We start from the raw sequence: 22,641 nt of genomic DNA, 5'->3' as shown, positions 1-22,641 counted from the left end.
TCTCCGCCCCCATCCCCGAGCCGAACTCGCCGGCGTCGATCAGACGAAGAACTGTATCCACAGACCGAGGGCCAGGGCGTTGATTCCCGCCACCGCGAGCGCCCGGCCCTGTACCCAGGAGATGTCCTTCGCCGAGGCGGCCACCGACGAATCGGCGATCTGCACGGCCATCGCCACTCGTGGGGGAGCGGCGAGAGCGGCCAGTGATCCTGCCGCGTTTCCGGCCGCGACGACCGGCAGAGCCGAGACATGCGATGAAGCGGCGGCCGCGGTCAGAGTGCCGGTGAACATCGAGTTCGCTCCCGTGTTCGAACCGGTGAGCACTGCTCCGATGGAATTCAGCCAGGGAGTCAGCAGAATGAGCCCGGTCGGCAGCAGGGAACCGATCGCCTCGCTCATTCCCGTCGTCGTCATGATCCAACCCATGAGCATGAATGCGGCGGTGCCGACGCCGATGGGAACCCAGGAACGCACGGCCGCGACGGTGATGGCGCGTCTGCCGGTGACGGTGATGGCGGCGATGAGGCAGGCGGCGGCCAGCCAGAAAGGGGGAGAGGCGATGATCTGCGTGGCCGTCGACGGGAGCGCGGCGTGCAGAGCTCGCGCCAACAGCAGCCCGACCGTGAGCACCCCGTAGGGCAGAACCGCAACGCCGAGGCGACGCGTCAGCCCCGTGGCCCTCTTGCGGATCATGAACAGCGCACCGACGAGGAGGATGACGATCAGGGAGCCGATGATCCCCGACGGGGCCATGCCGATGACAGAGCTGGAGGCGAGGATCCCCGCCCACATGAGTGCGCCGGAACCGATGATCCCCAGCGCCGAGGCGGCGGACGGTCGCATGATCGCGACCACCGCGATCGCGACGATGATGACCGGAACCGCGTTGATCCACGCCGTTGCCAGACCGAGCTCGTCGACGTCCAGTCCGGCCAGCGCCGCTGCGACGGTGGTGCCCGGTCCCAGGGCACCCCATGGCACGGCGATGAGTCCGAGGAGGCCGAGGATCGCGGACTGCCGCAGGGTGCAGCCGAGATGACGCAGGATCGGCACCCCGACGGTGACGCCGATGCCGAAGCCGGTGACCGATTCCGCGAAGGGCACGATGCCGAACACGACGAGCGCGACCCCGAGCGGGCGACCCGGTGACAGCGACTCGACCCAGGACGAGATCAGCGACATCGACCCAGCGGACTCGAGCAGCCGGGCGAGCAGCATGCCGAAGAGCAGGATGAGCGCGACCTCGAGGATGAGCGGAAAGTAGTCGATCCCCGATTCCACCAACACCGCGGCGGGAGTGGGGAAGACGAAGGCGACGAGACCGGCCGCGAGCACGGCGCCGGCGAGAGCGGCGACCCAGGAACTCTGTTTGAGCAGGAGCAGGACGATGGCAATGAGGATCGGTGTGAGAGCCAGCACTGCTGCCATTGGGTGAAGTTTCCTTTGTGAGATGTGATTCTATGATCCAAGAATAGAATATGATGCTCCAATGGCGAAAGAAGAGGATCTCGGCGCACGTGTCTTCGGCGCCCGCATCAGAGCCCGGCGCAAGTACAACAACCTCACCCTCAACGAGCTCGCGGTGAGGGCGGGACTGTCCCGCGCCGCTCTGTCGAAGATCGAACGCGGCGAGCAGGACACATCGGTATCGAACGCCATGGGTCTCTCTCGCGCCCTCGGCGTCGATGTCGGCGAACTGTTGGCTGCCCCGGAAGTCACGATCACCCGCAGCGAGGCGATTCCCACGACCTCGACCTTCGGCAAGGGAGTCTGGCGGCGGGATCTGCCATCGGCGATCGAGAATATGGATGTCGTGCACTACCGCCTCGACCCGCGCAGCGAGACCTCGGCCTTCGCCGCCCACCGCAGCGGGTCACGGGAGAGCTTCTTCGTCCTCAAGGGCAGCATCGAGGTCGTCACCATCGACCGCCGCACGACCCTGCACGCCGGCGACTGCGCCCAGGCTCCCGGTGACGTTCCGCACCAATTGGCCAACCCTCACGACGAGCCCGCCGAACTCATGCTCATCATCGTCTGAACCTGCCGAACCCCTTCTTACTACCTGACGGCGGCCCAGCAACCTCGCGCCAGGTTGCTGGGCCGCCGTCAGGTAGCAAGAAGGGGTGGAGTTGACCGGGCGAGCCGCCTCGGCGATCATGGATATGTTCCATTTCCGACGAAAGACGTCTCTGCTGTGAAGTGAATCCTCATACCGTGACTTGCGGGTGCCACGGGCCCGCAGCGCTTCTGCGTACACGAAATGAGGACCCTCATGTCTGCAGCAATCACTGTGTCCGATCTGGACTACCGCCTCGGCGACGATACCGAGATCTTCTCCCGACTCACCGCCACTATCCCTGCCGACCTCGTCGGACTCGTCGGCGACAACGGGATCGGCAAATCCACCCTCGCCCGCATCCTCGCGGGTCGACTGCGCGCCTCGTCAGGAACCGTCACAGGTGCCGATGGTGCCGTCTACATCGACCAGCTGCTGCCGCATTCGACGCAGCGGGTCGATGCCGCGCTGGACATCGCACCCGTCAGACAGGCGCTGGCCCGCGCCCTGGCCGGAGAGGCGACGGGGGCCGACTTCGACCTCATCGGCGACGATTGGGATATCGAAGAGCGAGCCCTGGCGGCGCTGTCCGAACTCGGTCTGCTTCTGAGCGTCAGCGATTTCGACCGGAGTCTGAGCAGCTTCTCCGGCGGACAGGCCACACGCATCGGACTGGCTCGAGCGGCACTGGTCGGTGACACCTGGCTGATCCTCGACGAGCCGAGCAACAACCTCGACGAGGACGGACGGACTCTGCTGACGTCCCTGCTCACCGAACGGCGCGGACCGACCCTGGTCATCTCCCACGACCGCACCCTTCTGTCGCATATGACCTCGATCATCGAGATGACCGACCGGCTGCGGGTCTACGGAGGGAACTTCGACGACTACGAAGCCATGGTCGCCGCGGAAGAAGAGGCGAAGCAGCAGAAGGTCACCGATGCGAAGAAGACCCACCAGATCGAGAAGCGACAGCGGATCGAGCTGGAGACGAAACTCGCTCGAGCCGACCGGAAGGCCAAGAAGGACAAGGAGAACAAACGTCGACCGAAGATCGTGATGAACGGGCTGACGAACTTCGCCGAGAAGTCTGCGGCCAAGCGACGCGGCGACAAAGCCGCCGACGAAGCGACTGCCTGGAACGAACTCGCCACTGCCAAGGATGCGCTGCGCCGGTCCTCGAGCGTTCGCCTCGACCTGCCGGACACCCAGGTGCACGCGACCAAACGGGTCCTCGAGATCTCCACGGCCGCCTCGGCGAGGTTCGAACGTCCGCAGACGATCGTCGGTCCCGAGCGAATCCGGCTGACCGGACCGAACGGGTCGGGGAAGTCGACCCTGCTGGCAGCGATCCTGGCGGCTGCCAACGGCCAGGACGGCCAGGACGAACAGGACGAGGACACGGGCGGCGCAGTCGAGGGACACGTGTGGGCCGAAACCGGTCCGCCGATCGCCGAACTCTTCGGCGACCTCGCCATCACCGTCTCCGCACCGACGGCCCACCTCGACCAGCAGTACCGACTGCCGGGGGAGCTCACGGTGATGGAGGCGGTGCGATCGGGCAACCCGCAGCTCGACCCGCACCGCGTCCACGAGGTGCTCGCGGCCATGGGACTGCGCGCCGGACGCACCGACCAGATCTGTAAGACCCTGTCCGGTGGGGAGCGCTTCCGTGTCGCATTGGCCTCAGGACTCCTCCAGGACCCGGCTCCGCAGCTGCTCATCCTCGACGAGCCCGGCAACAATCTCGACCTGTCATCGCTCGAGGCTCTGGTGACCGCCCTCGAAGGATTCGGCGGGGCCATGGTGATCGTCACTCACGACGACCGGCTCGCCGCCGAACTCTCCGTCGACGCCGAATGGGATGTGCGGGAATTTCTGCGCACCGACGCCGTTGATTGAGTTGAGACGACAAGGACGAGCCGAGGCGGCGAAGCAGGCGGAAGAGGCAGACGAATGTGCGATTTTGACTTGACTGGGATAATGGTTGCGTGAGTGTCATCAGCCCTGCCCCAGAAGCCGCATCCCCGAAGCCCGAAACAGCCCTGCGCATCGGGCCCATCGAGCTGTCCTCGCCCGTCGTGCTCGCGCCCATGGCCGGAATCACGAACACTGCCTTCCGCCGTCTGTGCCGCGAATACGGAGCCGGCCTGTACGTGACCGAAATGGTCACCACCCGGGCTTTGGTCGAGCGCAATCCGAAGACGATGCGCATCATCCACCACGAGCCCTATGAGACTCCGCGCTCCGTCCAGCTCTACGGAGTCGACCCGGTGACCATGGGCCAGGCCGTGCGGATGCTCGTCGAGGAGGATCGCGCCGATCACATCGACCTCAACTTCGGCTGCCCCGTCCCCAAGGTCACGCGCAAGGGCGGAGGCTCCGCGCTGCCGTGGAAGCAGGATCTGTTCAAATCCATCGTCACCACGGCCGTCACCGAGGCGGCCCGCCGGGACGTTCCCGTGACCGTGAAGATGCGCAAAGGCATCGACGCCGACCACACGACCTTCCTCGACGCCGCCGAGACCGCGCGCAACGCCGGCGTCGCCGCCGTGGCACTGCACGGCCGCACCGCGGCCGATCTCTATTCGGGGACCGCGGACTGGGACGCGATCGCCCGGCTCAAGGACCACCTCGGCGACACCCTTCCGGTGCTCGGCAACGGTGATATCTTCGCGGCCGAGGATGCCCTGGACATGATGGCCAAGACCGGCTGCGACGGCGTCGTCATCGGGCGCGGCTGTCAGGGTCGGCCGTGGCTTTTCGGCGACCTCGCGAACGCGCTGAACGGCAGCGACGAACGCCACCGTCCCGGACTCGCCGAGGTGGCTCGTGCCGTGTACAAGCACGGCGAATATCTCGTCGATCACTTCGAGGACGAGTTTCTCGGCGTCCGTGACCTGCGCAAACACATCGCCTGGTACTTCAAGGGCTACCCCGTTGGGGGAGAGCTGCGCAGCCAGTTGGCCATGGTCTCCTCGCTTGAAGAACTCGCCGGACTGCTCGACCAGCTCGACAAGACCGCGCCCTACCCGGGAGAAGCCGCCGAAGGGTCTCGCGGCCGCACCACCCGGCCGAAGAAGCCGCACCTGCCCGAAGGCTGGTTGGACTCCCGCATCTTCGATCCCAGCGGGAAGTCGCTGCTGTCGGAGGCCGAACTCGACATCTCAGGAGGATGAGAATGCCCTTCGACACTCACCCGCACACCTCGGTGGGGACGGGGACCGTGGCGGTCTACTCGCCGTGGGACGAGGAGCGGTGGGTGAGCGAACCGGCGAAGAATCCGCGGCGCTCGGCTTTCCAACGCGACCGAGCCCGCGTCCTCCACTCCTCGGGACTGCGCCGCCTCGGCGCGAAGACCCAGGTCGTGTCCCCGGGCACGGACGATTTCGTCCGCACCCGTCTCACTCACTCCCTCGAGGTCGCCCAGGTCGGCCGCGAACTCGCCCGCTACCTCGGGTGCGACCCCGATATCGTCGACACCGCCTGCCTGTCCCACGACCTCGGACACCCTCCTTTCGGCCACCACGGTGAGACGATCCTCGACGCCCTGTGCGCAGACATCGGCGGCTTCGAAGGCAACGCCCAGACCCTGCGTCTGGTCACCCGGATCGAACCGAAGGTCATCGCCGACGACGGTCGCCCGGCCGGCCTCAACCTCTCCCGCGCGAGCCTCGACGCACTGACGAAGTACCCATGGCCCCGAGCCGAAGCCATGGCCGGTCGCCGCGACTCAGGGGTGCGCAAATTCGGTGTCTACGATGACGACCGGGCTGTCTTCGACTTCTACCGCGACGGCATCGACAACGGCCAGAAATGCATCGAAGCCCAGGTCATGGACTTGGCCGACGACATCTCCTATTCCGTCCACGATGTCGAGGACGCCATCGTCGCAGGCCATCTGGACCTTGCCGACTTCGCCGCCGATGAGCGGCGCGCCGAACTCTTCGACATCACCCGTCAGTGGTACCTGCCGGAAACCACCGATGCGGAGATGGACAAGGCACTCGGCCGGCTGCAGGCCGCCTCCTACTGGCCCAAGGAGGCCTTCGACGGCTCCCGACGTGCTCAGGCCGGCCTCAAACACATGACCAGTCAGCTCATCGGACGCTTCGTCGGCGCCGCGGAATCCGCGACCCGTGAGGAATTCGGCTGGGAGCCCCTCGCCCGATACTCGGCCTCACTCGTCGTCCCCGAGACGACCGCCGTCGAGATCGCCGTGCTCAAAGGCATGGCCACGCTGACGGTGATGGTCGCCGAGGATCGACTGCGGCTGCATGACATCCAGGCGGCGGTCATCAACGAACTCGCCGAATGGTACTCGCAGTCACCGGACAAGCTCGATCCGATGTTCCGCGCCGACCACGCCGAGGCCGCCGACGACTCCGCACGACTGCGCGTCATCGTCGACCAGATCGCCTCCCTGACCGACCATTCCGCCTGGGCCCTATACCACCACCTCAACGCCGGAGCGGAGGATCGGCTCTAGACCATGGCCGGACTCATCAAACGCGAGGACATCGACGAACTGCGCAGCCGCACCCGCATCGACGAGGTGATCGGGGAATTCGTCACCCTCAAGACCGCGGGCATCGGATCCCTCAAAGGACTGTGCCCGTTCCACGACGAGAAGACTCCGTCGTTCACGGTGCGTCCGCAGGTCGGGATGTACCACTGCTTCGGCTGCGGTGAGTCCGGAGACGTGTTCACCTTCCTGCAGAAGGTCGAACAGCTCAGCTTCGTCGAAGCCGTCGAGACGCTGGCCGGCAAGGCCGGAATGCACCTGCGCTACGAGGACGGGAAGGGCCCGGACCGGGAACAGGCCAGCCGCAGACAGCGGCTGCTGGAGATGCACGAGGTCGCGGGGCGCTTCTTCGCCCAGGCTCTCGAGTCCGAGGCCGGGCAGATCGGCCGTGAGTTCCTGTCCGGCCGCGGTTTTCCCGCCGAGTCGAGCCGGGAATTCGGCATCGGTTTCGCCCCGAAATCCTGGGATGCCCTGACGAGCCATCTGCGCAAGGCCGGCTTCACCGATGAGGAGATCCTCGCCGGCGGCCTGGCCAGCGAGGGCGGTCGGGGAATCTACGACCGATTCCGTGGTCGGGTGATCTGGCCGATCAAGGACATGACGTCCCGGACCATCGGCTTCGGCGCCCGGCGACTCTATGACGATGACAAGGGACCGAAGTACCTCAACACTCCCGAGACCGCTCTCTATCACAAGAATCAGGTTCTCTACGGACTCGACCTGGCGAAGAAGTCCATCGCGAAGACCAAACGCGTCGTCGTCGTCGAGGGCTACACCGACGTCATGGCCGCCCACCTCGCCGGAGTCGACCAGGCCGTGGCCACCTGCGGCACGGCCTTCGGCGCCGAACACGTGAAGATCATCCGCCGCCTCCTCGGCGACGACCCGACCGGACAGGTGATCTTCACCTTCGACGGCGACGCCGCCGGTCAGAAGGCTGCGCTCAAAGCCTTCGAATTCGAGAACCTGTTCACCGCCCAGACCTTCGTCGCCGTCGAACCCGATGGCCTCGATCCCTGTGACCTGCGCATGCAGAAGGGCGACGCGGCCCTGCGCGAACTCATCGACGGCTGCAAGCCGCTCTTCGAGTTCGTCATCACCACCGCGATCTCCCGCTTCGACCTCGACACCGTCGAAGGGCGGATCTCCGCGGTCCGCGCCGCCGCCGAGGTGCTCACCGATATCCGCGACCGCAACAGCCTCTCCCACTACTACCGGTTCGTCGCCGGCCGCATCGGCGTCGACATCGACGAGGTGGAGGCCGCGGTCCGCACCGCCGCCCGCCGACCGAAGCAGAACCGCCAGCCCTCCGAGGTGCCCGCCCGCCAGTCGTCCTACCGCGAGGGCCCACCGCCGGCACCGAGCGCACCCGCGCCCTCGTCGCCGACCACACCCGGCTCGGGGCACGGACCTGGTTCGGGACAGGGGACCGGTCTGCGAACCGAGCCGGGAATCGCCCCGCCCGGGGGCGCACGCGGGCCCGGTCCCGCCTCGGCGGGGGAGGTCTCCGATGAACGCAGCATCGAATACGTCTACGACGAACGCCCCGACGTCTCGAACCTCTCGGCCCCGATCAGCCCCGCACGGCTGAAGACGGAGAAGGGGGCTCTCATGGTCGCCCTCCAACATCCGGAGGTGGTCAATGCGAAGCTCTTCGACTCACTGTCCGCGAAAGCCTTCGAACACCCCGGCTACCGGCGGATCCAGGACGCCATCAAACAGGCCGGAGGACTGGGTGCAGCCGGCACGGCTCAGTCGAAATGGGCCGAACGCGTGCTCGACGCCGCAGCCGAGGACCTCAAGCCCTATGTGGCCCAGCTGCTCGTGACCCCGCTGCCGGTCATCGAGGGAGACGGGATCGATCGGTTCGCGCGCGGGATCGTCGCCCGCCTCTTCGACTACGACCTCGAACGCATCGCCAAGGAACTCCACTCCCGCCTGCAGCGCCAGGACACCTCCGATGGAGCAGGTCAGGCAGCACTGCTCGGTCAGCTGCAGACCCTCGAACAGCACCGGGCACGGCTGAAGATGCTCATGTAGAAGACTGCATACAGTGAAATAGTGCACAATTGCAGATTTGCAGTTGGTGAAAGTTTGCATTTGGTGCAAAATGTACCTATGCCTGCTGATGAATCCCTGCGCTCGAAAAAGGCGCGACTGACTCGCAAAGCCCTCCACGAGGCGGCGATCACCCGCGTCCTCGAAGACGGCTTGGCTTGTGCCACCGTGGCGACGATCGCCGCCGACGCGGGGGTGTCCACACGCACCTTCTTCAATTACTTCGAGACGAAGGAGGACGCGATCGTCGGCCTCGGAGCTGATGTCAGCGTCGATGAGGGCCTCGCCTGCGACTACGTCCACAGCCCCGCCGGACTCGACACGTTGGCTGAGGACACGGCCCGCTTCGTCCGCGAAGCGCTGCTCGTCGGCTCCGTCGACCCCAAACTTCCGGCGCGGCGCCGCCGCCTCTTCGCTCTCTACCCGGAACTCGTGAGCAAGAGCTTCGACCGGGCAGAAGAACTCGAAGAGATCGTCACCGGTCACGTGCTCGATCGGCTGCGCCACCTCGGCCAGGAGTTCTCCTCCGAAGACTCCGCCTGGCGCAGCGCACGCATGCTCACCCAACTCTGCCGCGTTCCGCTCAACCACGCGGGACAGGTGATCAAAGCCAATCCCGAGGCGGTCGAGGACAAAGGCGGAACCCAAGCGATCTTCGAAGACTCCCTGAGCCTGTTCCGCAAGGTTCTGGACCGACTGCCATGACGAAAGCTGTGATGAGAAGCAACCACGAAACCGATGAGAAGACGATGACGGCAACCACCTCGAAGAACTCCGCCCCGGCGGGACCCGACGCACAGACAGAGCCGATGGCCGCCTCGGCGATCATTCTGCTCTTCGTCGGCCTGATGATCGCGATGTTCATGTTCTCGCTCAATCAGACGGTGTTGGCCACCGCGCTGCCGACGATCGTCGGCGAACTCGACGGCGTCGACCAGATGCTGTGGGTCTCCACCGCATTCATGCTCGCGTCGACGATCATGATGCCCGTCTACGGCAAGATCGGCGACCTGTTCGGACGCAAGCCGCTGTTCATGTTCGCCATCTGCTGCTTCCTGCTCGGCTCGGTCTTCGCCCTCATTGCGAATGAGATGTCGACGCTGATCTTCGGTCGCGTGCTCCAGGGGATCGGCGGCGGCGGAATGATGATCCTCTCGCAGTCGATCATCGCCTCCGTCGTCCCCGCCCGCGAACGCGGCAAGTACATGGGCATCATGGGCTCGGCCTTCGCCGTGTCGTCCGTGGCCGGACCGCTGATCGGCGGCTGGCTGACCGAGGGACCCGGCTGGCGCTGGGCCTTCGCCATCAACTTCCCGTTGGGCATCATCGCGCTCATCGCCGCCGCCGTGTTCCTCAAGGTGCCCAAGCACACCAAGGGTGCAGGACCTCGTCCGAAGATCGATGTCATCGGCATGGCGCTCATCTCGATCGTCACCTCCTGCATCGTGCTCACCTCCGCCTGGGGCGGACATGACTACGAGTGGGGATCCTGGCAGATCAACGGGCTCATCGTCACCGGAATCATCGCCGCTGTCGCCTTCGTCTTCGTCGAACTCAAGGTCAGCGAACCGGTCATCCCGATGCACCTGTTCACCAACCGCGACTTCCTGCTGTGCACGATCGCCGGTCTCTTCGTCGGCATCGGCATGTTCGGTGTGCTCTCCTATATGCCGACCTACCTGCAGATGGTCCACGGAATCGACGCCACCGTCGCCGGTCTGATGATGGTGCCGATGATGGGCACCATGCTCGTGTCCTCGACGCTCGTCGGGTTCATCGTCTCCCGCACCGGCAAGTACAAGAAGTACCCGCTGACCGGCATCCTCATCATGGCCGCTTCGCTCGTCCTGCTCTCCCAGCTGAAGGCCGAGAGCTCGGCCTGGGAGACCATCGGCTGCCTGGCGCTGCTCGGACTCGGCCTGGGCCTGAGCATGCAGACACTCGTCCTCGTCGTCCAGAACGCCTTCCCGGTGTCCATGGTCGGCACCGCGACCGCGTCGAACAACTACTTCCGTCAGGTCGGTGCCACACTCGGAATGGCCTTCATCGGATCCGTGTTCACCCAGCGGCTCATGGACAACATCAAGTCCGGAATCACAGAGATCGCGAAGGCGGCCCCACACGGCCACATGCCCAAGATCTCCTCGACGGGGCTGACCCCGGAGATCGTGTCGAAGCTGCCGGAGCCGATGCACTCACTCATCATCACCTCCTACAACGACGCCCTCGTGCCCCTGTTCCTGTGGGTGGCTCCGCTGGCCGTCCTCGGCTTCGTCTTCCTCTGCTTCCTGCCGAACACCCCGCTGGCGCAGACCCTGAAGAACGAACCGGCGAAGCGCGAGAGCCTCGATGTCGAAGCAGAGCGCGCGGGTGTCGTGTCCGTGCCGGTTTCCACCCCGGCAGAGACTTCATCGGTTAGTGTGGCAGAAAGCCCACTGTCCAAGGAGCCGAGGAATGACAGTACTGACCATACTCAACTCACCCGGGACCGAGATCCCCGCACTGATCACTGATCTGGGGGAGCGGGACGGGATCGAACTGCGCATCGCCGAGGCGTCGACCCTGGCCCAGGCGCTGCCCGGCACCGATGTGCTGCTGATGTGGGATTTCTTCTCCACCGCACTCAAGGACGCCTATGGCAGCGCCGACAGACTCGAGTGGGTCCATGCCGCCGCAGCGGGCGTGGACTCGCTCCTCTTCGATGAGCTCGTCGACTCGCCGGTGACCGTGACGAACGCCCGGGGAATCTTTGACCGCCCGATCGCCGAATTCGTCCTCAGCTACATCCTCATGCACGCGAAGAGCTCGATCGGCTCGCTCGACGACCAAGCGGAGGGCAGGTGGAACCGCCGGTCGACCCGCGATATCGTCGGCACCAAGGCGCTCATCGTCGGCACCGGAGCGATCGGTCGAGGTATCGCACGCCTGCTGAAGGCCGTCGACATCCACGTCACCGGAGCCGGATCGCGCGCCCGCAGCGGCGACGCCGACTTCGGTGAGGTCATCGACTCCGCCACTCTGCCCGAGCACGTGGCCGGATTCGACTGGGTCATCGACATCGCACCGCTGACGGAGAAGACCGAGAGGCTCATCGGCGCCGAGGCGTTCGCCGCCATGGACGACACCGCCGTGTTCATCAATGTCGGACGCGGAGACACCGTCGACACCGACGCACTCGTCAACGCACTGCGCAACGGACAGATCGGCGGGGCCGGACTCGACGTCTTCGATGAAGAGCCGCTGCCCGCCGGCCATCCTCTGTGGTCGATGGACAATGTCATCATCACCCCGCATATGAGCGGTGATACCGACGGGTGGAGAATGCGACTGGCCGAGCAGTTCCACGCCCTGTTCGAACAGTATCTGGCCGGGAAGCAGTTTCCGCACACCGTGGACAAGCAGCTCGGGTACGTGCGGTGAGCCAGGCCGACGAACCTGCGGCGCAGAGGGTGTTCCTGGCCAGGGTGATCGCCGAGCTCATCGCCGTGCGCCGTGCCCGTCTGCTGAGCATGCTGGTGCTCGCCTTGGCGATGCTCGTCGCCGGGCTCGGGGCCGCCCTCCAAGCCCAGGGCGATCACATCGATGCGGTGCTGCTGTTCTCGGCGTTCAGCCTCATCATGATCGGCATCGTCTGCGCGCTGGGCGCGATCATCGCCTGGACGCGGATCAACCGAGACGTGCTCGACTCGATCGCTGCATCACGACCGGCTCGTGCCAAGGCGCCGCGGACGCGGAATGCCGGACTCGCCGTGACGGTGGGCTTCGCCATCGTTGGGATCCTGTTCGGCATGCTGCTGTGGGCCGAGACTCCGATCCTGGCCGGCGCCGTCGTCATCGCCTGCCTGCTGCTGGCCTGCTTGGGTCCCATCTGGGCGAAGGAGCTGGCGAACGCCGATGACCGACTAGCCGTCATCCTCGACAGCGATGATGATCTGGCGGAGCGATTCGCCACCTTCACACCGATCTGGCTGCATGAGGCCATGGAGTCCGACGCCCCGAAGTAGGCAGAACACCTCGTTGCCGGCATAACCTCTCGTTCCTGCGGGAGGTTTTGTCATTCCCACGGGGCTATGGCCCGAAGTGAAGAGCCTACGGCTGAGGGTGCGCGATGGCGACCGAGGTGAATGACGAAGGCGCCCGGAGTCAGAAGACTCCGGGCGCCTGTCCCAAGCCGGTCACCGAGCGCTCATCCGAACGGTTCGGTGGGTAGCCTCGGCGATATCAGGGAAAGGCCGGGACGTCGACATCGGCCATCTTGGCCACGCAGCGCACGACCTGGCAGGAGTAGCCGAATTCGTTGTCGTACCAGACGTAGACGACGACGCGGTCCTCATCGACGATCGTGGCCAGGCCGTCGACCACACCGGCCCGCTTGGAGCCGACGAGGTCGGTGGACACGAGCTCGGGGGAGGTGACGTAGTCGACCTGGTTGCGCAGCGGCGAATGCATCGACACCTCGCGGAGGAACGTGTTGAGCTCGTCGACGGTGGTGGCTTGGTCCAGGTTGAGGTTGAGGATCGCCATGGACACGTTCGGGGTGGGTACGCGGATCGCATTGCCCGAGAGCTTCCCGGCCAGCTCAGGCAGAGCCTTGGCGACGGCCTTGGCGGCCCCGGTCTCGGTCAGCACCATGTTGAGGCCAGCTGCACGGCCGCGGCGGGAGCCCTTGTGGAAGTTGTCGATGAGGTTCTGGTCGTTCGTGAACGAGTGGACCGTCTCGACGTGGCCGTTGCGGACGCCGAACTTGTCGTTGATGGCTTGGAGCACCGGAGTGATCGCGTTCGTCGTGCACGAAGCGGCCGAGACGATGGTGTCCGTGTCGAGGATCGCGTCGTCGTTGACTCCGAAGACGATGTTCTTCACATCGCCCTTGCCGGGAGCCGTGAGCAGGACCTTCGATGCGCCGGGGCACGCGAGGTGCTTGGACAGGCCCTCTTCGTCACGCCACTTTCCGGTGTTGTCGACGATGATGGCGTCATTGATTCCGTAGGCGGTGTAGTCGACTTCCGACGGGTCATTCGAGTAGATGACCTGGATGAGGGTGCCGTTGGCCTGGATGGTGCTGTTCTCTTCGTCGACGACGATGCTGCCGTCGAAGGCTCCGTGCACCGAATCGCGGCGCAGCAGGGAGGCGCGCTTGACGATGTCATTCTCTCCATTGCGGCGCACGACGATCGCACGCAGACGCATACCGGTTCCGCCGGCGCGATCGATGAGGATGCGGGCGAGCAGACGGCCGATGCGACCGAAGCCGTAGAGGACGACGTCGCGGACCTCGCCCTTGCCGGACTGCGACTGAACGACCTCGGCGAGCTCGGCGGCGAGAAAGGCGTCGACGTCGGCGTTCGGATCGTCGAGCTTCTCGATGAGGCGGCCCAGATCGATGCGGGCCGGTGCCATGTTGAGCCCCGACAGCGCCTTGACGATGCGGTGGGTGATCTGGATGTCGAGCTCTTCGCCGAGGAAGTGGCGAGCATAGCGGTGCGCCTTGATCATGCCGGTCACCGACTTGTTCAGCAGCGATCGCCCGAATAGGGTCAGCAGAACGTCGTTCTCACGGTACAGGCGTCCGACTAGCGGAATGAGTTCTTCGGCGGCGGTCTGCTTCTTCGCCCAATCGTCCAGGCGAGCAGTCGTGGCGTCAGTCAAAGGTCGTGTCCCCTCGGTCAGTTATAACGGATGCGCCAACAGTCTACCGTCTCGCCTATTCGCGATCGGACCGGCGTTCCTCGAACCGTTTGAAGCCCAGCAGGGTCAGCGCCACGATTCCCGCGCCGGTGATGAGTGCGCCGAGGCTCTGCGCCTGCACCTTCGGTTCGACGAACCGGTATTCCTCTTCCTCTTCGCGCGGCCGAGGTGGTTTCGCCGTGCCGATCCACGCAGCGATGAACAGGACGATGCGGGCGAAGACGTTGAGCGTGAGCATGATCGCGATGATCGATCCGAACACACCGGCGGCCTTGTTTCCGGAGAAGAGATTGACGAGCACCGTGGAGAAGTTGATGAGGATGAGGAACGCAGTTGCGCCGATGAGCGAGCCGCGGTTCTTCGCCTGCTTGTCGACCGGCTTCTCCGGCAGCATCGTGAACAGGAACCAGAAGATCAGCCAGGCGGCGCCGAAGGTGAGGATGACCGGAACGATGAACAGCAGGCTGCCGGCGAATCCGCCGAGCCCGAGGAAGTCGGCGATGATCGAACGCAGGCCGGTGCCGACGACCGTGAGCGCCACGGCCAGCAGGAGGCCGATGATGAGCCCGATGAGGGTGACGATATTCCCGAGGATCTTGCTGACGAAGGACTTCTCCGGCACGGCATCGTCGAAATCGTCGTGCAGCTGGGCCCGCACCGCTGCACCGAGGTTGCCTATGAATCCCTGCCCTGTGTAGAGGCCGGTGAGAATACCGATGATTCCGACCGCCTGCCACTGCAACAGGTAGCTTTCGAGCTGCTCGGTCAGTGACTCGTTGCCTGCGGTGAACGTCTCGATCTGCTCCGTGACCTCAGGAAGGAGCTCGGGGCGTGCAACGTCGAGGACGAAGCCGATGCTCGCGAGGCTGACCATGGCGATGGGCATGACCGCGAGAACAAGGAAGTAGGTGATCGCGGCACCGAACTGATTGCCCAGACGCTGTCCGAAACGCTGGACTGCGCGCATGAGGTGGGCGGGTCCGGGTCGGTTGACGGCATTGTGGCCGACCTCAGCGACGGTGTTGCGCGAGGCCAGTACTTTGGCAGGTGCCACGTGTGTGCTCCTTCGATGCGTATCCGCAAGGTGCGTTCGTATTCCGGTCCGAGGTGTTCGTTTCCACACTAGCCGCTGTGAGCGTACTGTGAGCGGCAGGCCGCGCCCTTATCTAGACTTTTGACCATGCCGATCACTGATTCGTTCGCTCCGACTGCCGATGTCGCACCCGTTGCCGCCGACAGCCTTGCCGGACTGCCTGCCGGCGGAGTCCCTGCCGATGTCCTCGTCGCCGGCGGCAGCGCTGCGGACAATCTCAGCGGGTTCTCGGCCTGGACCGTGACGATCATGGAGACCCTGGGGCCGGCCGGTGTCGGCTTCATGGTCTTCCTCGACAACATCTTCCCGCCCATCCCCAGTGAGCTTGTCCTGCCTCTGGCCGGATTCACTTCCAGCCAAGGCCAGATGAACATTGTGGCCGCGATCGTCTTCGCCACGATCGGTTCGGTCGTCGGCGCGGTTCTGCTGTGGGCGTTGGGCAAGTGGATCGGCATCGAACGCATCGCTCGTATCGCGGTGAAGATGCCTTTGGTCGACGTCGACGATGTGCACAAGACCGTCGACTGGTTCGACAAGCACGGGGACAAGGCCGTGTTCTTCGGTCGGATGATCCCGATCTTCCGGTCGCTCATCTCCATCCCCGCCGGAATGCGGGACATGCGACTGCTCAAGTTCCTGCTGCTGACCACGTCCGGCAGCGCGATCTGGAACACGATCCTCATCGTCGCAGGCTTCACTCTCGGTGAGAACTGGTCGGTCGTCGAGACCTACGCAGGCTACTTCCAGAACGTCGTCATCGTCGCCGTCGTCGTCTTCGTCATCGTGTGGATCGTGTTCAAGATCCGCAAACAGCGACGGAAGAAGGCCGCCGGGCTCGACATGACCGAGAATGACCATATCGCGCCCGGCGAATTCGACGCCTGATGAGGCACTTCGACTCCTGAGATCGAGCCGGCTCGCGCGGTGGCCAACAGGCCCCTGGGGAGCAGTTCACCCGAGCATCAGCTCACCCAGGCCGCTGCAGTATGCGCTGGTGCGACCTCTTCGCCGGGCTTGACCGCTCCGGGAGCGGTCCCCTCGCCGAAGGGTGATCCGCCGAACTTCCGGTCGCGACCGTGATCGCTGAGCCAACCTGAGAGATCGGGACCCTTGGGCACGATCTGCGTCGGGTTCACATCCTGGTGGACGATGTAGTAGTGCTGTTTGATCTGCTGGAAGTCGACCGTGTCTCCGAAGCCCGGCGTCTGGTACAGGTCGCGGGCGTATCCCCATAGGTTTTCGAACGCCGTGAGCGGCTGCCGGTTGCACTTGAAGTGACCGAAATAGACGGGATCGAAGCGCACGAGCGTCGTGAACAGTCGCACATCCGCCTCGGTGATGGTCTCACCCATGAGGAACCGTGAACGGCTGAGTCGATCCTCGACGATATCGAGCGCGTTGAATAGGCGGTCGAAGGCCGCTTCGTAAGCGTCCTGGGAGCCGGCGAAACCGCAGCGGTAGACCCCGTTGTTGATCTCCGTGTAGATATGGCGCATCACCTTCTCCATCTCCTCCCGTGATTCCTCGGGCCAGAGATTCGGGGCACCCTCCCGGTGGTATTCGGTCCACTGAGTGGAGAAGTCCTCCGTGATCTGGGGGAAGTCGTTGGTGACGACGACGCCGGTGGGCACGTCGACGACGGCCGGCACGGTGATTCCGCGCGGATAGTCCGGGTAGCGGGCGAAGAACGCCTGCTGCAGCCGTTCGATGCCGAGCACCGGATCCACCCCGCCCGGGTCGAGGTCGAAGGTCCACGACCGCGCATCATGGGTGGGGCCGGGCATGCCGAGGGAGATGACGTCCTCGAGCCCGAGGAGGCGACGGACGATGATCGTCCGGTTCGCCCACGGGCAGGCGCGTGCGGCGACGAGGCGGTACCGGCCCGGTTCGACGGGCCACTGAGCGTTGGGATCGTTGAGGATGCGATCGTCGATGTAGTTCGTATCCCGGTTGAATTCCGCCCCTTCGGTCACGTAGCTGGGGGTGTGATCGGTGGTCTCGGACATGACGCTGCCTCCAATGAGATCGATGAGTTCGACTTCTGTGCTCAGCTTACGACGCTGAGGCAAGCCCTCGCCGAGGCGGGACGATGTCACCGTTGCCGTGCGCTTCCGATTGGGAAGAGTCCGCCCACCGCCACCGGGGCGGGACGACGACGACCCGGGACGGACCGTTCGAGTCCGTTCCCGGGCCGTACCCCGAAGGCTGTGTTCGGTGACTGTGCCCCAGCCGGCAGCGGCTGTGCGTCAGCCGGCGTAGAGCGCGTCGATCTCGGCGGCAAAGTCCTTATTGATGAGGTGACGCTTGACCGACTGCTTGGCCGATAGGTAGCCGTTCTCCTCGCTGAGCTCGATCGGCATGATTGTGAACTTCTTGACTCCTTCGGCCCGCGAGACGGTTCTGTTCATCTGTTCGACGGCCTTGGCCACTTCGGCCTGGACCGCATCGTCCCCGGCGGCTTCGGGCAGACTCATCGGCGGCAGATCGTGGTTCTTCAGCCAGCCCGGCAGCATCTCCGAATCGAGGAAGATCAGCGCCGAGACGAACTTGCGGTTCTCGCCGACGAGGACCGGCTGGCCGATGATCGGGTGGCGACGCAGCACATCCTCGAGCGGTGCCGGGGCGACGTTCTTGCCGCTGGAGGTCACGATGATCTCCTTCTTGCGGCCGTTGATCGTGAGGTAGCCGTCGTCATCGAGGGAGCCTAGGTCACCGGTGCCGAACCAGCCGTCATGGAATTCCGTGGCCGTGGCCTCGGGGTTGTTCCAGTACTCGCGGAAGACCGGCACGCCCTTGGCCAGGACCTCGCCGTCGGGAGCGATCGCCACCGAGACGCCCGGCAGCGGCACGCCGACGGTTCCGATCTTCGACTTCTCCGGAATGTTGACGGTGATCGGGGCCGTGGTCTCGGTGAGTCCGTAGCCTTCGAGGACGATGATGCCCAGTCCGCGGAAGAAGTGGCCGAGGTGCGAGCCGAGTGCGCCGCCGCCGGAGACCGCGTGAGTGACGTTATTGCCCATGACTGCTCGCAGCTTCGAATAGACGAGCTTGTCGAACAGTGCGTGCTGGAGCTTGAGGCCGGTCGGCACCTTGCCGGTGTCGAGTGCCTTCGAATAGGCGACGGCGACCTGCTCGGCGCGGCGGAAGATCTTCTCCTTGCCGCCTGCCTGAGCGGTCGCCAGCGCGGAATTGAAAACCTTCTCGAAGACACGGGGCACGCCGAGGATGAACGAAGGGCGGAAGCTGCCCATGGCGTCGGTGAGCTTCGTCAGATCCGACTGGTGGGCGAGCAGAGCGCCGTTGCTGATCGCCAGGACCTCGATGAACCGGGCGAAGACGTGAGCCTGCGGCAGGAACAGCAGGCAGCGCATCTTCGTGTCGAGAACGCTGGGGATCTGGTGGCGAGCGGCCTGGGCGGTCTGCACGAAGTTCGCGTGGGTGAGCACACACCCCTTGGGCTTGCCGGTGGTGCCGGAGGTGTAGATGATCGTCGCCACGGAATCGGAGCCGACCTGCGAGCGAGCGGCTTCGAGCTCCTCATCGGTGACGGCCCTGCCGGCTTCGGTGAGGTCGGCGAAAGCGCCTTCGTCCCAGACTCGCAGGGCCGGCTCTTCCCGTCCGGCAGCCTCGGCTGCCGCCCGCACCCGATCGGCATGCTCGCGTGAGGCGACCAGCCCACGAGTGACATCGGCGTCGGTGAGCATCCAGCTGAGCTGGCTTTCCGAAGAGGTGTCGTAGAACGGCACGGAGATTCCGCCGGCGTACCAGATGGCATAGTCGCTGAGCGTCCACTCGTAGGAGGTGGGGCCGAAGATCGCGATCCGATCACCGACTCCCACGCCCAAGGCGATGAGTCCCTTCGCGGCCGCCTTGACCTCCGCGAGGAAATCGGCCGCAGTCAGTTCGTTCCAACTGTCCCCGTCGGGCTTGGCGACCAGAGGGCGGTTGGGGTTCTCAGCGACTGTGCTGAGGAAGACATCGGTGGTCGACGAGGCGGTATCGACCTCGAAACCGACGACGGGTGTTGACGACTGCGGCATGGTCGTTGAGCTCATGAGTCTCCTTCGAGGACGTAAGTTACTGCTCGGTTATCCTACAGTTGGGCCGGGTCTCAGTGAAATCGATCACGTTTGCCGAGATAACCGGCGTCCGCTGACCTGTGAGCAGTCTAACGAAGTCGAATCAGGGGGCGTTCAGAGTACGATGGTCAGAACCCGCTCACGTCTGTTCTGCGAAGGAAGGTAATGACGACGAACCCTGAGGAGACCGGTTTCCGCTATGATGCGGCGCTGGCCGAAAAGATCGAGAAGTCTTGGCAGCGCACTTGGGAGGAATCGGGCACGTTCCACACCCCGAACCCCACCGGAGACCTCGGCGAGCTCGACTCCCAGGATGCTTCGTCGCCCTACGGTCCCCCGGCCGACCTCAGCGAGCGCGAGTCCCTGTACATCATGGACATGTTCCCCTACCCGTCCGGTGTGGGACTGCACGTCGGCCACCCGCTGGGCTACCTCGGCACCGACGTCTACGGCCGCTACCAGCGGATGCGCGGACACAACGTCATGCACGCCCTGTCCTACGACGCCTTCGGGCTGCCCGCCGATCTCTACGCGGTGCAGACCGGGCAGCACCCGCGCATCACCACCGACGCCAATATCGCGAACATGACCGAGCAGCTGCGTCGCCTGGGGCTGGCCCACGATGTGCGCCGTCGCTTCGCCACGACCGACGACGAATTCGTCAAATGGACGCAGTGGATCTTCCTGCAGATCTTCAACTCTTGGTACGACACCGAGGCGACCACCCCCGATGGTGAGGCCAAGGGCGCGGCTCGTCCGATCGACACGCTCATCGAGCAGTTCGCCTCCGGTGCACGCCCCACACCCGACGGTCGCACCTGGTCGGAGCTGAGCTCGGCGGAGCGCGAGAACGTCCTGCAGGGCTACCGCCTCGCCTACGTCTCCGAATCTCCGGTCAACTGGTGCCCAGGGCTGGGCACCGTGCTGGCCAATGAAGAGGTCACCGCCGAGGGACTGTCCGAGCGCGGAAGCTACCCGGTCTTCACGCGCCGTCTGCGGCAGTGGAACATGCGCATCACCGCGTACGCCGACCGTCTCATCGACGACCTCGAGGTTTTGGACTGGCCGCATGCGATCCATGCGATGCAGGTCAATTGGATCGGCCGGTCGAAGGGCGCCCTGCTCCGCCTGCCCATCGCCGGTGACGATGCTTCCGACATCGAGGTCTACACCACCCGTCCGGACACCCTGTTCGGTGCCACCTACCTCGTCCTCAGCCCCGAACACCCGCAGGTCGCCGACCTGACCGTTGAGTCCTGGGATGAGTCCACCCCCGAAGCCTGGCGCGGGGGAGAGGCCACCCCCGCCGAGGCGATCGCCGCCTACCAGCGCGCCGCCGCGGCCAAGACAGACGCCGACCGGCAGCAGAGCCGGGAGAAGACCGGCATCTTCACCGGCTCCTATGCGCTCAACCCGGCCACCGGGGCACAGGTTCCGATCTTCATCGCCGACTATGTGCTCATGGGATACGGCACCGGAGCGATCATGGCCGTGCCGGCCGAAGACGCCCGCGACTGGGACTTCGCAAAGGCCTTCGGACTGCCCTATATCCGCACTGTGCAGCCTCCAGCCGACCACGACGAGGACGCGCCGTTCACCGGCACCGGCGTGATGATCAACTCGGCCAATGCCGAGATCGACATCAACGGCCTCGAGATCGACGCGGCGAAGGCCCGGGTGACCGAATGGCTGGCCGGAAAGGGACTGGCCACCGAGTCCACTCAGTACCGCCTGCGCGACTGGCTTTTCTCTCGCCAGCGCTACTGGGGCGAACCGTTCCCGATCGTCTACGACGAGAACGGCACCCCGATCGCTCTGCCCGACGAGATGCTGCCCGTCCAGCTGCCCGAAGTCGACGATTTCGCACCGCGGACCTACGCGCCGGACGATGCCGACAGCCGGCCCGAACCGGCGCTGAGCCGGAACCAGGAATGGACGAACATAGAACTCGACCTCGGCGACGGTCCGAAGACCTACCAGCGTGAGACGAACACGATGCCCAACTGGGCCGGATCCTCGTGGTACCAGCTGCGCTACGCGGACCCGCACAACGACGAACGCCTCGTCGATCCCGCCAATGAGAAGTACTGGCTGGGACCGCGGGCCTCGAAGCCACGCGGCGGCGCCGATCTCTACGTCGGCGGGCAGGAGCACGCTGTGCTCCACCTGCTCTATGCCCGCTTCTGGCACAAGATCCTCTTCGACCTCGGACACATCTCCTCGTCCGAGCCGTTCCACCGCCTGGTCAACCAGGGATACATCCAGGCCTATGCCTACACCGATTCCCGCGGCGTCTACGTCCCCGCCGCCGAGGTGGAGGAGAGGACCGAATCGAACGGCGAGCTCACGTTCTGGTACAACGGCGAACAGGTCAATCGGGAGTACGGAAAGATCGGCAAATCGCTGAAGAACTCCGTCATGCCCGACGAGATGTACGACGCCTTCGGCGCAGACACCTTCCGCGTCTATGAGATGTCGATGGGCCCGTTGGAGCAGGACCGTCCCTGGGACACCCGCGCCGTCGTCGGCGCACAGCGGTTCCTGCAGCGCGTGTGGCGACTCTTCGTCGACGAGACCACCGGCGAGTCCGTGGTCGCAGACGGCGAAGCCGACGCCGAATCGCTCAAGGTCCTCCACCAGGTCATCGACGGCGTGCGCGAAGACATGGACCATCTGCGGTTCAACACCGCGATCTCCAAGCTCATCGTGCTCACCAACCATGCCACCAAACAGGGCGGTGCGCCCCGGGACGTCCTCGAACCGCTGACGATCATGCTCGCGCCCTTCGCCCCGCACCTGGCCGAAGAGCTGTGGTCACGTCTCGGGCACGAGTCGACGGTCACCTATGCGACCTTCCCCGAGGCGGACCCGAACCACCTCGTCGCCGAGACCGTGACCTGCGTGGTCCAGGTCAAGGGCAAGGTACGCGCACGGCTCGAGGTAGCCCCGGACATCTCCGCAGAAGAGCTCGAGAAGCTGGCTCTCGAATCGCCGAACGCCCTCAAAGCCCTCGGCGGCGCCGGAGTGCGCAAGGTGATCGTGCGAGCCCCCAAGCTCGTCAACATCGTCCCCGACGCCTGAGACCTGGCCGATACTTCGCCGTAACACGGCATCTGGGAGACTGCATGAGTGCGGGCGCCGA

At 65.0% G+C, this 22,641-nt stretch carries 16 protein-coding genes; 11 read left to right on the top strand and 5 right to left on the bottom strand.

The features are described from left to right. Positions 1 to 39: 39 nt before the first annotated feature. Entirely contained in the window at positions 40 to 1,428 is a 1,389-nt protein-coding gene (locus D3I60_RS13215; RefSeq protein WP_262776753.1) for an L-lactate permease, read from the bottom strand. Between the two features lie 61 nt (positions 1,429 to 1,489). Here D3I60_RS13215 and D3I60_RS13210 point away from each other — a divergent pair, with 61 nt between their 5' ends. The 9 genes from D3I60_RS13210 to D3I60_RS13170 all read left to right on the top strand — a co-directional run bounded on the left by D3I60_RS13210 (position 1,490) and on the right by D3I60_RS13170 (position 12,643). After that, complete coding sequence (locus D3I60_RS13210) at positions 1,490 to 2,038, top strand: helix-turn-helix domain-containing protein (protein ID WP_139469824.1); 549 nt, start codon at positions 1,490 to 1,492, stop codon at positions 2,036 to 2,038. 234 nt (positions 2,039 to 2,272) lie between these two features. Next, a complete protein-coding gene (locus D3I60_RS13205) occupies positions 2,273 to 3,958 on the top strand; it encodes an ATP-binding cassette domain-containing protein (RefSeq protein WP_262776752.1) in 1,686 nt (561 codons plus the stop codon). 89 nt (positions 3,959 to 4,047) lie between these two features. After that, entirely contained in the window at positions 4,048 to 5,235 is a 1,188-nt protein-coding gene (gene dusB / locus D3I60_RS13200) for a tRNA dihydrouridine synthase DusB (protein ID WP_262776751.1), read from the top strand. Positions 5,236 to 5,237: 2 nt separating this feature from the next. Next, positions 5,238 to 6,545, top strand: coding sequence for a deoxyguanosinetriphosphate triphosphohydrolase (locus tag D3I60_RS13195; RefSeq protein ID WP_262776750.1), 1,308 nt, complete (start codon positions 5,238 to 5,240; stop codon positions 6,543 to 6,545). A gap of 3 nt (positions 6,546 to 6,548) precedes the next feature. Beyond that, entirely contained in the window at positions 6,549 to 8,621 is a 2,073-nt protein-coding gene (gene dnaG, locus D3I60_RS13190; protein WP_262776749.1) for a DNA primase, read from the top strand. Positions 8,622 to 8,699: 78 nt separating this feature from the next. Then, positions 8,700 to 9,344, top strand: coding sequence for a TetR/AcrR family transcriptional regulator (locus D3I60_RS13185; RefSeq protein ID WP_262776748.1), 645 nt, complete (start codon positions 8,700 to 8,702; stop codon positions 9,342 to 9,344). A gap of 11 nt (positions 9,345 to 9,355) precedes the next feature. Further along, positions 9,356 to 11,152 (top strand): MDR family MFS transporter, encoded by a 1,797-nt coding sequence (locus D3I60_RS13180; RefSeq protein WP_262776747.1) that lies wholly within the window; start codon positions 9,356 to 9,358, stop codon positions 11,150 to 11,152. Further along, positions 11,094 to 12,059, top strand: a complete 966-nt coding sequence (locus tag D3I60_RS13175; RefSeq protein WP_262776746.1) for a D-2-hydroxyacid dehydrogenase — start codon at positions 11,094 to 11,096, stop codon at positions 12,057 to 12,059. The genes D3I60_RS13180 and D3I60_RS13175 overlap by 59 nt, the downstream gene beginning before the upstream one ends. Further along, the gene (locus D3I60_RS13170; RefSeq protein WP_262776745.1) at positions 12,056 to 12,643 is read left to right on the top strand and encodes a hypothetical protein; all 588 of its coding nucleotides are present in this window, start codon (positions 12,056 to 12,058) and stop codon (positions 12,641 to 12,643) included. Before D3I60_RS13175 ends, D3I60_RS13170 begins: the two co-directional genes overlap by 4 nt. Positions 12,644 to 12,860: 217 nt before the next feature. On the opposite strand, the gene D3I60_RS13165 is transcribed toward D3I60_RS13170, so the two are convergent. Next, the gene (locus D3I60_RS13165; protein ID WP_262776744.1) at positions 12,861 to 14,288 is read right to left on the bottom strand and encodes a glyceraldehyde-3-phosphate dehydrogenase; all 1,428 of its coding nucleotides are present in this window, start codon (positions 14,286 to 14,288) and stop codon (positions 12,861 to 12,863) included. A gap of 55 nt (positions 14,289 to 14,343) precedes the next feature. Continuing rightward, complete coding sequence (locus D3I60_RS13160; RefSeq protein WP_262776743.1) at positions 14,344 to 15,381, bottom strand: YhjD/YihY/BrkB family envelope integrity protein; 1,038 nt, start codon at positions 15,379 to 15,381, stop codon at positions 14,344 to 14,346. 126 nt (positions 15,382 to 15,507) lie between these two features. Between D3I60_RS13160 and D3I60_RS13155 the strand changes: the two genes are divergently transcribed. Continuing rightward, positions 15,508 to 16,305 carry a DedA family protein gene (locus D3I60_RS13155; RefSeq protein ID WP_346659571.1) on the top strand — a complete coding sequence of 266 codons (798 nt, stop codon included), beginning with the start codon at positions 15,508 to 15,510 and terminating at the stop codon, positions 16,303 to 16,305. Positions 16,306 to 16,382: 77 nt separating this feature from the next. Here D3I60_RS13155 and D3I60_RS13150 read toward each other — a convergent pair whose 3' ends face one another. Next, complete coding sequence (locus tag D3I60_RS13150; protein WP_262776742.1) at positions 16,383 to 17,426, bottom strand: glutathione S-transferase C-terminal domain-containing protein; 1,044 nt, start codon at positions 17,424 to 17,426, stop codon at positions 16,383 to 16,385. Between the two features lie 240 nt (positions 17,427 to 17,666). Next, positions 17,667 to 19,475 (bottom strand): AMP-dependent synthetase/ligase, encoded by a 1,809-nt coding sequence (locus D3I60_RS13145; RefSeq protein WP_262776741.1) that lies wholly within the window; start codon positions 19,473 to 19,475, stop codon positions 17,667 to 17,669. 189 nt (positions 19,476 to 19,664) lie between these two features. Between D3I60_RS13145 and leuS the strand changes: the two genes are divergently transcribed. Continuing rightward, the gene (gene leuS, locus D3I60_RS13140) at positions 19,665 to 22,580 is read left to right on the top strand and encodes a leucine--tRNA ligase (RefSeq protein WP_262776740.1); all 2,916 of its coding nucleotides are present in this window, start codon (positions 19,665 to 19,667) and stop codon (positions 22,578 to 22,580) included. Positions 22,581 to 22,641: the final 61 nt, after the last annotated feature.

The organism is Brevibacterium permense (assembly GCF_025506275.1).
GTDB classification, from domain to species: domain Bacteria; phylum Actinomycetota; class Actinomycetes; order Actinomycetales; family Brevibacteriaceae; genus Brevibacterium; species Brevibacterium permense_A.
Note: the sequence above shows the minus strand (reverse complement) of the source record. Positions and strands in the feature narration are given on the sequence as shown.